Raw genomic sequence first — 14,807 nt, 5'->3', positions numbered from 1 at the left:
ATCTTCTTTGAATCGACACGCTCTATATTAGGCTTAATTTGGTTGATCTACTTAGTGCGTTCTCGCTGCTTTTTATACTGGGTCTGAGCATCAGTTTGGTCATTTCGGGGTGGGGTATCTTTAATCCACTGCAACCTGATACCAACAACAGTCTGGCGGTAGCAGCTCCTGGCAAGGAATTTGTCTTGCGGATTGGGCACCAAAAATTTGATCCATTGACGCTGGTGAAGGCAAAGGGTGCTCTAGAAACCCGCCTCAAGCCATTAGGTGTAACTTCTGTGCAATGGATCGAATTTCCATCAGGCCCACCAATGCTAGAGGCATTGAATGCAGGCAGCATTGATTTTGCTCGCACGGGTGATACGCCTCCCGTTGTGGCTCAAGCCGTTGGGATTTCGCTTGTGTATGTAGGGAGCAGTGGGCCTAAAGATCAGAGTTCTGCTGTGTTAGTGAAGCGCGGTTCACCCATCAAGACGATCGCGGATTTAAAGGGTAAGAAAGTTGCTTTTGCCAAGGGATCAAGTGCAAACTATCTGATTGTAAAGATCTTAGAATCGGGCAAGCTGGCACTCAGCGATATCGAACCTGTGTATCTCGCTCCTGCTGATGCACGTGCCGCCTTTGAGCAGGGTAGTATTGATGCCTGGGTGATTTGGGACCCGTTTTATGCGGCGGCACAGGTGCAATCTGAAGCGCGTGTCGTTCGCAATAGTAGTGGCCTAGTGAACAATCGAGATTTTTATTTGGCGACAAAAGCCTTTGCTGACCAGCACGCTGATGTGATTAAACAGATTCGAGCAGAGACTCAGACGGTGGCTAGTTGGGCATCCAAAAATCCAACACAGGTGGCCGCGTTGCTGTCACCCATCTTGAAGCTTGATCCAGGGATTTTAGAGATTGTGACCAAGCGGCGCAACTATGGCTTTGAACCTGTGACTCCTCAGATCGTTGCTGAACAGCAAGCGATCGCCGATACGTTTTACAATCTCAAGCTGATTCCCAAAGCCATCAAAATAGCAGACGCTGTGCATCCATCGGCGATCGCGCTCAATGCCAGGTAACGTGCTTTTCGGCAAAGCGTTCGCTATTTTACCGTTTGACTCACGCTGATCAAGGGGGCTTTTGTCCCCTTTCCTGCATTCTCACCATCGACCTGGAGTTAATGTTCACCTGAATCTAACGTTGACCTGCAAAACCTAAGTTTGTTGCCTTCAGGACTTACGCATTTGCCCCCAAACCCCCAATTCTAGGGGTTTTAATTGGCTCGGTTCCCTCAGAATTGGGGGCTAGGAGGCGAAAGATGACCGCGTTTGCGTAAGTCCTAGCCTTGAATCTCATCGAGTGATCTTCAGGCAAAGTAAATTGCTGCATGACTCATCTTTCTTCAACACCTCAGCAGGCTCAAAGTAGACAGGCTCAAAATAGACAGGCTCAGTCTCATCGCCTGTTGGGGCACCTTCCACCCTTTCGTAAAGCAGGCATTTCACCAGCAGCCTGGATAAGCGTAGGGGTGTCTGTAGGCTTGCATCTTGGGCTGCTGCTTTTACCTTTTGAAAATGACGAGGTGTCTACTCCGTCGAAGTTGCCAGAAAAACAGATACGCATCACGCAACTGGCAAAGCAGGTAAAGACGATCGCGGCACCCAAAAAGGCGCTGAAGCCAACCGTGAAGCCCTTGCTGCGTCGTCCAATGCCGTCAATGCCACAGCCAAAAACGCCGTCCGCACCACAGACCACTCAACCGCAATCCGCTTCAGGTGCAGGTAGCTGGGATGATTTTCCACTCTATCCAGATGCACAATCAGGCTGCTTTACCCTGTCATCCTGTTTTCAAACAACTGCTAGTTTGCAGCAGGTTGCGGACTTTTATACTAGAGCCTTACCGGATAAAAAGTATGAGTTTAAGCGGACGTTGAGTGAGGGCGATCGTCAGGTTTTTCAAGTTTCGCGTAGCGGGTTGTCTCAGTTTTTGAGTTTGCTTCAGACTCAGAGCGGTAGTGTGTTTGTGCTTTCAGCCGCACCGCGATCGCTAGACGACTTGAAGACAGCCGTTGAGGTACCACCCGAACTCATCACGCTCCTGGGTGATTTGAATGCTCAAACCGCTGCACCCGATCACTTTTTGCAACCAGACCTGTTTTACACGCGATCGCGGGAGCAAGGGATTGGCGCTGGCAAACTGATTCCCAAAGCGGGCATTCGGTATATCAGCCTGGTTCCTGGTCAAACCGCTGGCAAACTGATGGATGATGTGTTTCGCGCGAATTTGCAAACCAACGATTTTGAAATTACCGATTTGCCACAGCCCTTTGGCGGTGGTAAGGTGTACCAAATTCAAAAAGGAGACACGCGGTTCTACCTCAATTTAGTGCCGACTAAAGACAACGCCAGCACTCTCGTCGTTGTTTGGAAAGACCGACCAGAATAAGCGGAACCATTGAGCCGCTCGCGACCAAGCTTCTGCTTACAGCGGTTCCTAATGCAATCAGCCACCATCTCATCAAGACGGATGCCGGGTTTAGGGTATTGGGTGTGGTGGCACCATAAGTTAGCGAAAGCGTTGTGAAACCGATAGGGGTGCGGTTGATTGGTTCTCCTTGATCACTGGTAGGTTGGTTTGTGCCAAGGTACTGGTTGCTGTGTTTGATGACGATCGCAGGGTTAGCGTTTCATCCGAATCAGTTACCTTCAATGCTGATGCAGACTGCTTGACAGTTGGCGGGGTGACAGCAAGCGTTTGTTTTGCCTGAAGGTACCACTGCTCATTGGTTGTAAAGCGCACGTTTGGGCCTTCTAACGTTTTGCCCTGGCGTTCTAATTGCTGCTTGAGCACTTTGGACTGGTTGCCAGGGTCGATCGTGGCTAGAAAGACGACTTCAGGGCTGGGTTGTAGCGGCCCTAACTGGCGCTGGTTCGCTTGCCACACTTCCTGATATTGACCATCCGGTGCGCTTTGCCACAGTTTAAGCGTTGCTTGCCAGCGACCTTGCGACACAATGACCGTCTGACGATCAAGGATGGCGTAGTTTGGTGTGGCTGCTGGTGCGATCGCCTGGGAAGCAGTAGCCAGAGGACGAATCCCTTGCACAATAATCTGGCTTTGATCAGGAACATTAGTGCTACCTGAAACGGTGAAAACACCTAGACGGTTCGATGGCTCAACGTTCAGACTCAGTTCTACCTGAGACGATCGCTGCTGGGTGCAACTAACCGTTAGTAGTAATAATGCAGTGCCAATGGCTTTGGCTGACCAGTGAAAAGTCTGATTTAGGCGTAGGGCACTGGGCAATAGAACGTTAGACATAATACATCCTTGAGGTTCATTTGTCGTAGTAGGCTCTTTAGCCCAACTGCTATTACAAAGAACACTTCTTTCAGTATTTCTCCGGAGCTTATTTTCACTGAGCGTAAAGATTGGAGAAGCGGCGCACAGAGCCATGCAAATGCTTTACACCTGCTTCATCCAACTCGGTTGAATTTTAACTTTAGGTGAATGGCACTGAAATAACAATCCGAACTGCCCCCCGCCCCCAAGTTTGGGGGAGCCAAACCTCAGAGTCCCCCAAATTTGGGGGATTTAGGGGGCGACCAGGGTGAAGCGTGTCCTTAAGTCAGCGCCATTCAACTTTAGGTGTTTTGAGAGAGCTATTCAGGCTGGTTTTAGCAATGAAATCTCAAACAACTAGTAGTGCTGAGTGGAAATTCAGCAACCCTACTAACTCAGTCCTCAGCACTCAGTCCTCAGCACTCAGTCCTCAGCACTCAGTCCTCAGCACTGTCTAACCGAAGGGTTGGTGAATTTACACCGTAGAGTACTAGCGCGTTTTCTAATTCGGAATCTTGTTCAGATTGCATCTAGCTTGCCTCATTAAATTGATTATGCAGGGATTGCTGCTTTTAAGGACGAAGCGGGAATGACTTCGGCTTCTTCGTAATGCCATGACGTGCATGCTGCATGCGATCGCGTAACCGTGGCCTCCTTAAAAGAATGAGATTGGAGTTTAGTTAATCGTGGTGTGAATGGAATGAGTTCTGAGCTTTCGCCGTCCAATATCTTTACGCCTCTTTCGCCCTGGAAAAGTAGACTGACAGGTCCACTCTCTTTAACGGTCTTTCTGACTGGAGGTGTAGTCCCCGCAAACCCAGCACCGTTGCCTCAGATTGATCGTGTTGCCTCGCCGTCCCAACAAATGTTGGCAGAACAAGCCTCGCTGGCTGCTTTGCGCGTGAGACAACAGGACGCGCTACAGCCAACGATCACCACTGCTGCGATCGCGCCTCCCCAATCGCTTCCCTCTGTAGAAACGTCACCATCTAGCTACAACAGCGAAGAAGCATTGATTGGGCAGATGGCAGGTAAGCCTGCGGCAACTCGTGCCAAACCTGCAAACGTAACGTCGCCTGCATTCTCACCTCCCACTGCTGCCATTACAGCCTCAAAGCGTGCGGTACCTGCGGCAAAACCTCAGAAGGCACCCATTCTCATCACCGCCGGCACGAATTCTGATCTGGGACTAAACCTATTTGCGCCCTCCCCGGAGGATGGCTGCGGTGCTCAGTGTGGTGGCTCTTTGCTGCCAGTGCCCAAACTTCCCCGGTGGGGTTCGCCAACTCTGGCGCAGTCAACGCCACCCCCGCCTTACCCAACCCTGCCAACACCTAGCTTGCTAGATGGGTCGATGCCACCTGGAATCATGCCTACGGGGACAGTACCCACAGGCGGGATGACCAGTGAGCCGCTGCAACTGCCGACGAGCAGCCCGGCCAGCATTCAACCGCCTGGGTTAAGAACGCAGGCTGAAACGACACCAACACCCCGAAAAACGCTGCTTCGCACGACAGCACTGAGCGATCCATCGATTAAGCTGCAAGGGGTTTATCTGTATCAAGGGGATGAATCATCGGCACGGGCACGTTTGTCAATTTCGTATCCGCTTACCCCCCACCTACTGTTTGGTGCCACCTTTGACCTGACAGATGGCAATGCGTTTGCCGATTCTCAGACGCAAGGCTTTAGCGTGAATGAGCTCTACCTGGCAGCCTCACTACCAGAATTGCCCAATCTGCGCTTAGTAGTCGGGCAACTCGATTTAACGTCCTATTTCGATCGCAACAGCTTTGCCAAAGATGGTGCAACGCATTTCTTTAACTCCGTCTTCCAAACGAACCCAGCCCTCAGCGCGACGGGCATTTCGTCTCGTCCGGGCGCACTCATCAACTGGACGCTAACAGACAACATCGAAGCAAAGGCCGCTGTGTTTTCGTCCTCACGGAACTTAGGCGATTTCAGTCTGGACGGGTTTGCGGGCGAAGTTGGCATTCGCTACGGCAATGCGGTGATTCGAGGCACCTACGTCACCGATCGAGATGCGGGCACCCGCGATGGCTTCCGAGAGATTTTTCAGGTGGCTCGTGGAGGTGGCGTGACGGGCTTCTTGAAGGGCGATCGGGAAGAAGCTTATGGTCTGAACGGCGAGTTGTTTATCCCGAACCTGAAAATGGGTCTCTTTGCTCGCTACGGACGCTACAACAACGACGCAATTAATCGCAGTGCCGAAACCTACAGCCTGGGATTCAACTTTCTGGATGTCTTTGCCCCAGACGATCGCCTGGGCTTAGCCTATGGTCGCGGTCTGTCAAACGAAGCGCTACGGCGAGAAGCAGGAGCCAGAAATCCCGATGTGCTGGAGCTTTTCTACGATTTTCGCTTTTTGCCAAACCTGAGACTGGGCTTCTCGATTCAAGAACGCAATGAGTTCTCGGAAATTATTGCAGGTGTTCGGGTTAAGACCGAGTTTGATGTCACGCCGAGGGGAAAGGGGCTTTAAGCAGAGAGTGGGAAGTAGGGAGTGGGGAATAGGGCTAAAGGCTAAAAAGCTGATAGCTGATGGCTGATTGCTGACCGCTCAAGCAACTCAAAACTCAAAGCTCAAAACTCAAAACGATCAGCCATCTGTAAGGGTGCTTTCAGTGCAACTTCTATCGTGTATTCATACTGGGTGGAGCCATGTTTCAGGGTAAGCGAGCGCAACGGTTCATTCGGGTCATTTGTCTAGTAGGGCTTTTGACTGGCATGCCTCTGATCCAACCGTCAGAGATGCCGATCGCACAAGCTCAGGAAGCCATTCCAGCCGCAGTCAGGCAGGGATTTACGCTGCTGGGGCAGGGGTTGGTGAATGATGCGATCGCGACGTTTCGGAGTGCGGTGCAGCAATATCCTGGCTCGATTGAAGCAAAGTTGGGGCTGGCGATCGCTTACCGTCGAGCAGGCCGGGATGGCGATGCCTGGAATACATATCAGCAAGTGCTGGTGCAGGAACCGAACAATCAACTGGCGCTGAGAACGATCGGCATTTTGGGGAGCTTTCGCCCTGAGTGGCAGCAAAAAGGCGTTGAGGCGCTGACAACTCTCATTACCCTCAACCCAAATGATCTGGATGCACGCGCGCAACGGGCGTTGCTGTATGGCTATCAGGGGCAATTTGCCGCCGCGCTAACCGATTATGAGTTGGTGCTTCAGCAAAACCCAACGCCAGATGTCATTCTTGGGGCAGCCCAGGTTTACACCTACAGCGGCAACTATGCCAAAGGGCTGGCGTTGTTTAACCGCTATGAGTCTCTGGGAAAACCCATCACAGGCAAAGCGACGATCGCGTATGCGCGCGCACTCCGAGGGACGGGTAAGGCAGCAGAGGCCGTGACGCTGCTTCAGGCACAGTTGCCACGCCAGTTGAATGCGACGGCGATTCAGATCCGATCGGAACTTTCGCAGGCGTATCTGGACAATCGGCAACTGACGGAAGCGCTGGCTGTGCTTGATCCGCTGCGTGGGCGATCGGATGCTCGGCTTGCTTTAGCACGGGCGTTAAACGAAATTGGGCAGCGGCAAAATCTGTTAGCCCTGCTGAGCGAGGCAGCTGGTCTTTATCGTCAGGCACTGCTTAGCACACCCAATCCATCGCCCCTGTTTGTGCGCGAAGTGGCCGATGTCTTGAGTAGCATTCCGTCACAGCGTCAGACCGCACTCCAACTCTACACCCAGCTTGTGCAGCAGCAACCGAACGATCGCGTTCTGGCCTTGCAAAAGTTAACGCTGGAAAATCAACTGGGTCTGCTTTCTAGAGCCGATTTGCGACAACAACTGCGATCGCTGCTGCAACCGTTGCCTACCAATCCTGTTGAGCAGCAGGCGATCGCGCAGGCGCTGGTACGCATCGACCCCGATCCGGATTTGCTGCCCGTTTACCAGAGCTTGCTACAAGCAAATGTGAACGAACCGTTTCTCAACTTTCGACTGGCGCAACTGCTGATTGAGCAGAATGATCTTGCGGGTGCTAAAGCGGCTCTGTCTGCTTATCAAGCCACTCCGATGGGCGCAAACGATCGGGCACCTGCCTTGCTGCTGGCTGAAATCGATCGTCGCCAGGGAAATCTTGATGCAGCAGCCCAGCGCTACCAGACTCTGACCAGTGATACTAGCGCTGATCTCGATGTGCAAACCGCTGCATTACGGGGTTTAGCCGGAATTCGTCTGGCACAGGGTCGTGCAGGTGACGCGCTGGCTTTGTATGACCAGCTTGTGACTAAGAATCCTCAAGATTTGCAGGTGCAGCTAGGGCGTACCAGCGTGGCCTATCAAGCCGGAAAAATCTCTGCAACAGAAGCCGAAGCGGTGCTGAATGCATGGCTACAGGCACGTTCTCCCAGCGATGCGCCGCCTGAACTGTACAGTCTGGTCGGAGCTTTACCGCCATCACCTCAGCACGAAGCCCTCTACACCCGACTAGTGGAAGCCGATCCGAGTAATGTGCAGGTGCAGGTGCGGTTGGTGGAAGTGCTGGCCCAGCGCGATCCCTATCGAGCACAGGCTCAGGTCAATCAACTGTTGGCGCGGGTTCGAGCCATGGGCACGGGCGATCGCAACAACGTTGGGCTGTACTTCTTGCAGGGTCAGCTTGCTCAGGCATTAGGCAAGCTGGATCAGGCCGATGCGGCATATCAGGCAGTCCTGGCGCGACAGCCGGATAACGCCGATGCGCTTTCGGCCCTGGGTGGCATCCGCTTTCAGCAGCGTCGTTTTGATTCGGCATCCAGCCTGTATTCGCAGGTGTTGACGTTTAGACCCGATGATTTCGATGCCCGGAAGTCTCTGGCAGAACTCGCCGCTGCACAGGGCAATGCGTTGGAGGCCATGCGCCAGTTTGAGCAACTGCAACTGCAACAGAGTGCGAATGGTAGTGCCGATCCAAACCTGTCGCGTCGGATGCAGCAGCTTCAGGAAGACTTTCTGCAACGACGGGGCTTTCAGCCGTCCTGGGAGCGCTATTGACGGTTGCAGTTGTACCACAGGGCAGCGATGGAAATTTGGGATGTTGCCTGCGGTAGGCACGTTTGAAGGGCACGTTTGAAGGGCAGTGTTTGAAGGGTGATACACGATGCGATCGCATTTCGCCAAGTCATTGGTTATGACGCTACTGATACTCTTATCTGGCTGGATGGGTGGCTGTCGCCATGATACGCAGTCGCAGGCGCAGACTACTCCTTCGCCAGTGCCCACGACAGAAGCCTCGATCGCCTCGATCGCACCGCCCCTGACGCTGATCGATCCAGCGCTGCTAAAGCAAAGTTGGAAGGCGTACCGTCAGCGCTTTATCCAGGCCGATGGACGCGTCATCGACTGGGAAGCAGAGGCACGCTCAACCTCTGAGGGGCAAGCGTATGCCATGCTGCGATCGGTCTTCATCGATGACCCCAAAACCTTTGCACTGACGCTAACCTGGGCTGAAAAAAATCTGAAGCGGGGCGATCCGCCTGCCGATATGCTTTGGGCGTGGAAGTGGGGTCGGTATGGTCAGAAACGATGGGGCATTCTCGATCGCAACTTTGCCAGTGATGCCGATGTGGATGCCATTACCGCGCTGATCCTGGCGAGTCGCCGCTGGCAACGTCCGGATTATTTGCGTCTGGCTCAGACTAAGTTACGGGATTTATGGGCGCTGGCGATCGTCCCTGTCGGCGACCAGCGCTATCTTTTACCAGGCCCACGCGAAGCATTTCAGCCGCCAAACAAGCTGGTACTCAATCCCTCCTATTTTTCGCCCGTTGCCTTTCGCCTGTTTGCCCAGGTTGATCGCGCCCACGATTGGCTGAGCCTGATCAACAGTGGTTACGCAGTGCTCGAAAATTCGGCCTCGCTTTCAACGCTCAAGCTGCCCAGCGATTGGCTGGCGCTGGATACCGAAACGAAGCAATTTCAGGCGCTTCTAGGCACAGAACCCGTGTATAGCCGCTATGGGTTTGATGCGTATCGCGTCTGGTGGCGTGTGGCCCTGGATGCTAACTGGTATCGCGAACCGAGAGCCAAGCGCTATTTGCAAGAGCATCTCGGTGCGCTACAGCAGTTGTGGCGATCGCAACCCAAAATTCCGGCCCAGATCGATCTGCGAGGCACCCCTACCGCTACCTATGAAGCCACCTCCCAATATGGAGCGCTGTATGCAGCCTTCCGCCTGATTGATCCCCCAATGGCTGAAGACCTCTATCAGAAGAAAATTTTGCCCCAGTACCGCAATGGGTTCTGGGATCACAACTCAGCTTACTACACCCAAAATCTCGTCTGGTTTGGGCTAGCCCCTGCGACGGTTCTTTCACCGCAGCTTTTGCAACCTGCCAACGTTACCCCCCAACCTCATCCATGAAACGCTTCTTTCATCGGCTTCAACATCTATCTCGATCGCCTGGTCAACCATTCAACCCCATGTTTCTGGGTTGGTCGCTGCTACTTTGCGGTAGCGTTTTCATAACGGGTTTTGGCCTGCCATTGCTCAATGGGCAATGGGGCGAATCTGTAATGGCACAGTCCACCAATGTGCAAAAGCAAGAAGATCAGATTATTCGGGATTTTACGCTGCCGAAAGCACCCAGCGAAGCTCCAGTGTATCGCCCAGCGCCACCTTCCGCAGATGAGCCTCCAGTACCAGTAGAGGCTGCTCCGCCTACCCCAGCACCTGGGACGACCCCGACACCCGCAAAAGCAGACGCTAAACCCGATGCTAAGCCTAATGGGGTTTCTGCCAGTAAAGCGCCGACCAGCCAGTACGTTCTGGAGTTTAACCGTAGCCCGATCGTCGGCAATCGTCTGCGGCTGCAAGGGATCTATGCGGAAACCCAGCTAGCGTTTACTCGCCCTCGTAACTGGAACTTGAAAGCGGTGCAAGCGTTGGTACGCTTTCAACACTCACCTGCACTGTTGGCAACGCGATCGAACCTGACAGTGCGGGTCAATGGCACCAGCGTAGGCAGTACGGCGCTCAATCGCAAGCAGTCTCAAATTGGCGAGTTTCTGGTCAAGATTCCGCCCAACCTGATTCAGGATACGAACGACATTGCGATCGTGGCACAGCAGAATACCGATCCGAAATGCTCCAACCCAGCCGATCCCATGCTATGGACGGAAGTGCTTCCCGATTCCAAGTTGGTGTTTGACTATCAGCCCCAGCCCACTCCGCTGGATCTAAGCCGCTTTCCCTATCCTTTTTTTGACAACCTTGGTTTGGATGCAAGTCAGTTAGCGTATGTGCGTCCGACAACGGTGAATGAGTCCTGGCTGACGGCAACGGGACGGTTTCAGGCGGCAATGGGACGGCTCGCCGATTTTCGTCCGTTAAACACGCGTTTTGTGAAAGATCTGGATGGGCTGCGGTGGAACGATCGCCTGATCATTCTGGGCACGCCTGCTGAACAGCCGTTCTTAAAAGATCTCAAGCTACCGTTCGCTATTTCTGGCAACGCCATTATTGATGGAGTGAAGACCGTGCTTCCCGGTGATGTGGGCGTAGTCATGCTGGCAACCACACCCAAAGGTGGCAACCCGGTTTTGGTCGTTACAGGCAATGGGCCGGATGGCATTGCGAAAGCGGTGCAATACCTGGTGCAACCCCAAAACCGTCGCATTAGCGCAGGGCAAGCCATTCTGGTAGACAACCTGGATGATGTGCCCACCCCACCGGCCCGTCAGTGGGAACGCGCCCTACCAGAAGCCAATGAATTTAAGCTGAGTGACTTAAAGGGGTTGGATCAGGAACCCTTTCAAGATACGACCGTGCGAGGTTCCTCAGCACCTCCGATCGACGTGGACTTTCACGCCCTCCCCGATGACCACTTCACGCGGGGTAGCTCAATGGAGTTGGTCTACGGCTATGGCCCTCAGGTCAATCCCCGTACCTCAACGGTCGAAGTGCTGCTGGATGGGGTGGCGATCGGGGGCAAACGGCTCACCTCCGATACAGGTGCAACCAGAGAATCGTTGAATGTGAATCTGCCTGAAACGCTGATTACGCCCACGTCTAAGCTGGCGATCGCCTTCCGACTGAGCGCTCGTGAGCAGGGGCAATGTGGTGTGGTAACGGATCAGCAGCTTTGGGGCACCGTCCATGCCAACGACACTCGCTTTAAGCTCAAGCGTGACCAATCCGTGCAGTTACCCGATTTGAAATTACTCCAGGTGGGCTACCCGTTTGCTGCGCCGCAGGATCTCTCTGGTACGGCGATCGTGGTGCCTGATTCACCCTCCGAAACTGAGTTGTTAACCATGCTGGCCTTTAGCGAACGACTGGGACGGCTCAGTCAGGCTGGTTCCGTCAAGCTGGATGCTTACACCGCAGGCACCCTGCCGGATGGTGTCCGCAAAGAGCGGCATCTGGTGGGCATCGGCACCCACGATAAGTTCCCCTTTAACGAAGCGTTTGACACCAGGCAAGGGTTTAGCCTGGGTAGCACCTTCTCGCGCCTGTGGAATCAGCAAAAAATTCAAACGCTGCCAGACAAGGGGGGTGTCATTAAAGAAGTAATGTCGCCCTGGAACGGGAATCGCACCCTATTGGCGCTGAGTGGGCAGCAGGCCAGTGGGTTAAGCACCGTGAAAGACATCTTGAACAAAGATCCGTGGTTCTTTCAGGTCAAGGAGGATACGGTGCTGATTAGCGCCAACCCTCAAGCCACCTCAGACTTTGATCCAAATGCCTATCAGCTTGAGTTTTTACAGCAAGCGCCCCAGCGTCGGATCGCCAAAACCAATCTACTCGCGACGGCCTCGCGTTTCCTTCAAGACAACTGGTTCTTGCTGCCAACGGGCATGGTGACGGTGTGCCTGCTGCTTTACGGCATCGCTCAACTGTACATTAAGCGCCTTGAAGGAGAGAAAAAATGACGAATCCAGTCGCTGAACGTCGGGTTGAGCGTCGTCTTGGAAACGCCGAACGGTTGACTCTCTGGTTGACAGAATCGCTGCCCAATGGGTTCGATCGCGCCTTGCGCTTTGCACCCAATTTCCAGTTACTCTGCTTGATTGGGCTACTCTTGCTGCTGTCGATTCCCCTGATCACTACTCCTTTGGAAACCTGGCAGCAGATGATTGTAGCGTTGCTGCTCATCTTAATCGGCTGGTTCATGATTCGGATAGAGCAACGGTATGGCGATCGCTACTACCATACAGGGTTACGACAACGGCACATCAGCGAATATCTGCACCTGTTTATGGTGTGGCTCAGCCTGATTACCACCTTTCGCTACGTCTATTACCGCAGCAGCTACACGCTAAACCTGGATGGTTGGCTCAACGGCACCTTCAGCCTCCTGCTGTTTGGGGCAGAGCTATACGCCATCATGACGCTGGCGCTAGCCTTTTTTCAAACGCTGAAGCTCAAAGAACGTCAGCCGTCTGACCTAACGGTGATTCCAGAACAGCAGTGGCCGACTGTTGATGTCTACATCCCGACCTATAACGAGGATGTGGAGATTGTACGCAAAACGACACTGGGGGCACTGGCGATCGACTATCCCACCAACAAAAAGCGCGTGTACATTCTGGATGATGGTCGGGCCGAAAAGTACCGCGCTCGGCGGGAAGCCCTGCGCCAGATGTGTGCGGAACTAGGCTGCACGCTCATGACGCGAGACAACAACGACCACGCTAAAGCAGGCAACATCAATACCGCCATGCGAAAGACGTTTGGGGATCTAATCCTGATTCTCGACTGTGACCACATCCCCACGCGCGACTTTCTGCAAAACACCGTTGGGTTTTTCCAGAATCCCAAAGTGGCGCTGGTGCAAACGCCGCACTGGTTCTACAACCCCGACCCGTTTGAGCGCAACTTGCTGACAGCAGGGAAAGTGCCTGTGGGCAATGAGTTGTTTTACAAAGTGCTGCAAAAAGGGAACGACTTTTGGAACGCGGCGTTCTTTTGCGGCTCTGCTGCCGTCATTCGCAAAAACTACGTGCTGCAAGTGGGCGGCATTGCCACTGAAACCGTTACAGAGGATTGTCATACGTCGTTTCGCCTGCACTCTCTGGGCTACGAGTCGGTCTACTACGATAAGATCATGGTGGCAGGCTTGGCACCCGAAAAATTCTCCGCCTATGTGGGACAGCAGGTGCGCTGGGCAAGGGGTATGGCGCAAATTCTGCGGCTTGAGAACCCATTGCTCAATCCCCGACTGCGGCTCACCATTCCTCAACGGCTTTGTTACTTCAGCGCCACCTCGCACTTTTTCTATGGCTTTCCGCGCTTGATGTACGCGATCGCTCCCACCCTCTTTCTCCTATTTGGCATCAACCCCATTCGCGGTTTGGGATTGGAAACGCTGGCCTACGCGTTGCCGCACATCTTCCTCTCCACCTACGCCAACCATATCACGTACAAAAACGTCCGCTTTTCCTTCTGGAACGAAATCTACGAGTTTGCCATGTCGTTTCAGGCGGGGATTGTCACCCTACTGGCGCTCATCAACCCCAAACTCGGCAGCTTCAACGTAACGGACAAAGGTGCCTCTGTGACGAAACGAAGCTTTGACTGGCAATCGGCGCGTGTGCTGGTAGTGGTGACAGGCTTGGTGGCGCTATCGGTGCTGGTGGTGCCGCTGTGGCTTCTCCTCCGTCCCGAAGTGGCGGAAGCTGTGATCACCAATATGTTCTGGTGCTTTTTCAACCTGGTCTTGCTGATTGCCGCGTTGCTTGTCGCCTTTGAGCAACCCCAACTGCGCCGCGCCCATCGCCTCGATCGCAAGCTGGGAGCCATCATCTACAGTCAGGGGCAAGAATGGCGCGGGCAAACTATTAACGTGAGTGAAACGGGCTGTCAACTGCTGCTAGATAGCTGGCTCAACCTGCCCGATGAAATTGAGCTGGAACTCATCGGTGATTACGGCACTCGCGCTTTTGTAAATGCCCGCATTATTCGAGTGACGCTGATCAATGAAACGCAAGTCATGATGGCGATCGATTTCATTGAACCCAGCCGTACTCAACTGGATGCCCTCAGCTTGGTCATTTATTCTGATGTGCGGGAATGGTACTCTCAGTCGCGTGGCATTGTGGATGAACCAATGAAGTCTTTCCGGTTCATTACCGCCAGCCTGTCACGATCGTTCCGAGAGCCACAACCTGCCACCAGCAATACAACGATCCGCAAACGCATCCACGCAATCGCCCAACTCTATTGGGATGGGCAGTTCTACTCTGCGATCGCCACCGAAATTGGGGTGCGTAGCCTTCGCTTGGAGCTAGAGAACGTCGTTATACCCAATCTGGACGTGATGGAGCACACCAAAGCGCTCGTGGGCTTACTCATCAGTCAAACCGTAGATGACGCGGCACCCAAACGCCTGCTGGCACAGGTAAGAACGATCAGCCATGTTAACGATGCATCGGGCAGCAAACTAGCGATCGAGGTCAGCTTCCCCGAAAACCTGCGCGATCGGCAGGTTGGCAAAATCAAAGAACTGGTGGAAACGCTGAGTTAGTCGAT

9 protein-coding genes are annotated in these 14,807 nt (G+C 53.6%); 7 read left to right on the top strand and 2 right to left on the bottom strand.

Translation table 11 applies throughout. The annotated features are described in order from the left end of the window. Positions 1–38 precede the first annotated feature (38 nt). Positions 39–1,061, top strand: coding sequence for a sulfonate ABC transporter substrate-binding protein (locus AC5JLP_RS01080; RefSeq protein WP_496066040.1), 1,023 nt, complete (start codon positions 39–41; stop codon positions 1,059–1,061). Between the two features lie 308 nt (positions 1,062–1,369). Further along, positions 1,370–2,428, top strand: coding sequence for a hypothetical protein (locus tag AC5JLP_RS01075; protein ID WP_496066039.1), 1,059 nt, complete (start codon positions 1,370–1,372; stop codon positions 2,426–2,428). Positions 2,429–2,548: 120 nt separating this feature from the next. Here the strand turns inward: AC5JLP_RS01075 and AC5JLP_RS01070 are convergent, their stop codons facing one another. Continuing rightward, positions 2,549–3,304, bottom strand: a complete 756-nt coding sequence (locus AC5JLP_RS01070) for a hypothetical protein (RefSeq protein WP_496066038.1) — start codon at positions 3,302–3,304, stop codon at positions 2,549–2,551. Positions 3,305–4,025: 721 nt separating this feature from the next. Between AC5JLP_RS01070 and AC5JLP_RS01065 the strand changes: the two genes are divergently transcribed. After that, positions 4,026–5,828 carry a carbohydrate porin gene (locus AC5JLP_RS01065; RefSeq protein WP_496066037.1) on the top strand — a complete coding sequence of 601 codons (1,803 nt, stop codon included), beginning with the start codon at positions 4,026–4,028 and terminating at the stop codon, positions 5,826–5,828. A 179-nt stretch (positions 5,829–6,007) separates the two neighbouring features. Then, positions 6,008–8,329 carry a tetratricopeptide repeat protein gene (locus AC5JLP_RS01060; protein WP_496066036.1) on the top strand — a complete coding sequence of 774 codons (2,322 nt, stop codon included), beginning with the start codon at positions 6,008–6,010 and terminating at the stop codon, positions 8,327–8,329. Here the strand turns inward: AC5JLP_RS01060 and AC5JLP_RS01055 are convergent. After that, positions 8,323–8,460: a hypothetical protein gene (locus AC5JLP_RS01055; RefSeq protein WP_496066035.1), complete on the bottom strand. Its 138-nt coding sequence runs from the start codon at positions 8,458–8,460 to the stop codon at positions 8,323–8,325. The genes AC5JLP_RS01060 and AC5JLP_RS01055 overlap by 7 nt on opposite strands. 5 nt (positions 8,461–8,465) lie before the next feature. Here AC5JLP_RS01055 and AC5JLP_RS01050 point away from each other — a divergent pair, with 5 nt between their 5' ends. Genes AC5JLP_RS01050 through AC5JLP_RS01040 form a run of 3 tightly spaced genes read left to right on the top strand, consistent with a single transcriptional unit; the run spans position 8,466 to position 14,802 of the window. Next, entirely contained in the window at positions 8,466–9,698 is a 1,233-nt protein-coding gene (locus AC5JLP_RS01050) for a family 8 glycosyl hydrolase (RefSeq protein ID WP_496066034.1), read from the top strand. Next, positions 9,695–12,208 (top strand): cellulose biosynthesis cyclic di-GMP-binding regulatory protein BcsB, encoded by a 2,514-nt coding sequence (locus AC5JLP_RS01045; RefSeq protein ID WP_496066033.1) that lies wholly within the window; start codon positions 9,695–9,697, stop codon positions 12,206–12,208. The genes AC5JLP_RS01050 and AC5JLP_RS01045 overlap by 4 nt, the downstream gene beginning before the upstream one ends. Continuing rightward, on the top strand, positions 12,205–14,802 hold the full coding sequence (locus tag AC5JLP_RS01040; RefSeq protein WP_496066032.1) for a glycosyltransferase family 2 protein: 2,598 nt from the start codon (positions 12,205–12,207) through the stop codon (positions 14,800–14,802). The genes AC5JLP_RS01045 and AC5JLP_RS01040 overlap by 4 nt, the downstream gene beginning before the upstream one ends. Positions 14,803–14,807: the final 5 nt, after the last annotated feature.

The sequence above is a fragment of the Stenomitos rutilans genome (assembly GCF_059505485.1).
This window is presented reverse-complemented; position numbering and strand designations above follow the sequence as displayed.

Bases quoted from the DNA above. Each gene is read 5' to 3' on its own strand.
- AC5JLP_RS01075 (WP_496066039.1), top strand. From the start codon at position 1,370: ATGACTCATCTTTCTTCAACACCTCAGCAGGCTCAAAGTAGACAGGCT.
- AC5JLP_RS01070 (WP_496066038.1), bottom strand. From the start codon at position 3,304: ATGTCTAACGTTCTATTGCCCAGTGCCCTACGCCTAAATCAGACTTTT.
- AC5JLP_RS01065 (WP_496066037.1), top strand. From the start codon at position 4,026: ATGAGTTCTGAGCTTTCGCCGTCCAATATCTTTACGCCTCTTTCGCCC.
- AC5JLP_RS01060 (WP_496066036.1), top strand. From the start codon at position 6,008: ATGTTTCAGGGTAAGCGAGCGCAACGGTTCATTCGGGTCATTTGTCTA.
- AC5JLP_RS01055 (WP_496066035.1), bottom strand. From the start codon at position 8,460: ATGACTTGGCGAAATGCGATCGCATCGTGTATCACCCTTCAAACACTG.
- AC5JLP_RS01050 (WP_496066034.1), top strand. From the start codon at position 8,466: ATGACGCTACTGATACTCTTATCTGGCTGGATGGGTGGCTGTCGCCAT.
- AC5JLP_RS01045 (WP_496066033.1), top strand. From the start codon at position 9,695: ATGAAACGCTTCTTTCATCGGCTTCAACATCTATCTCGATCGCCTGGT.
- AC5JLP_RS01040 (WP_496066032.1), top strand. From the start codon at position 12,205: ATGACGAATCCAGTCGCTGAACGTCGGGTTGAGCGTCGTCTTGGAAAC.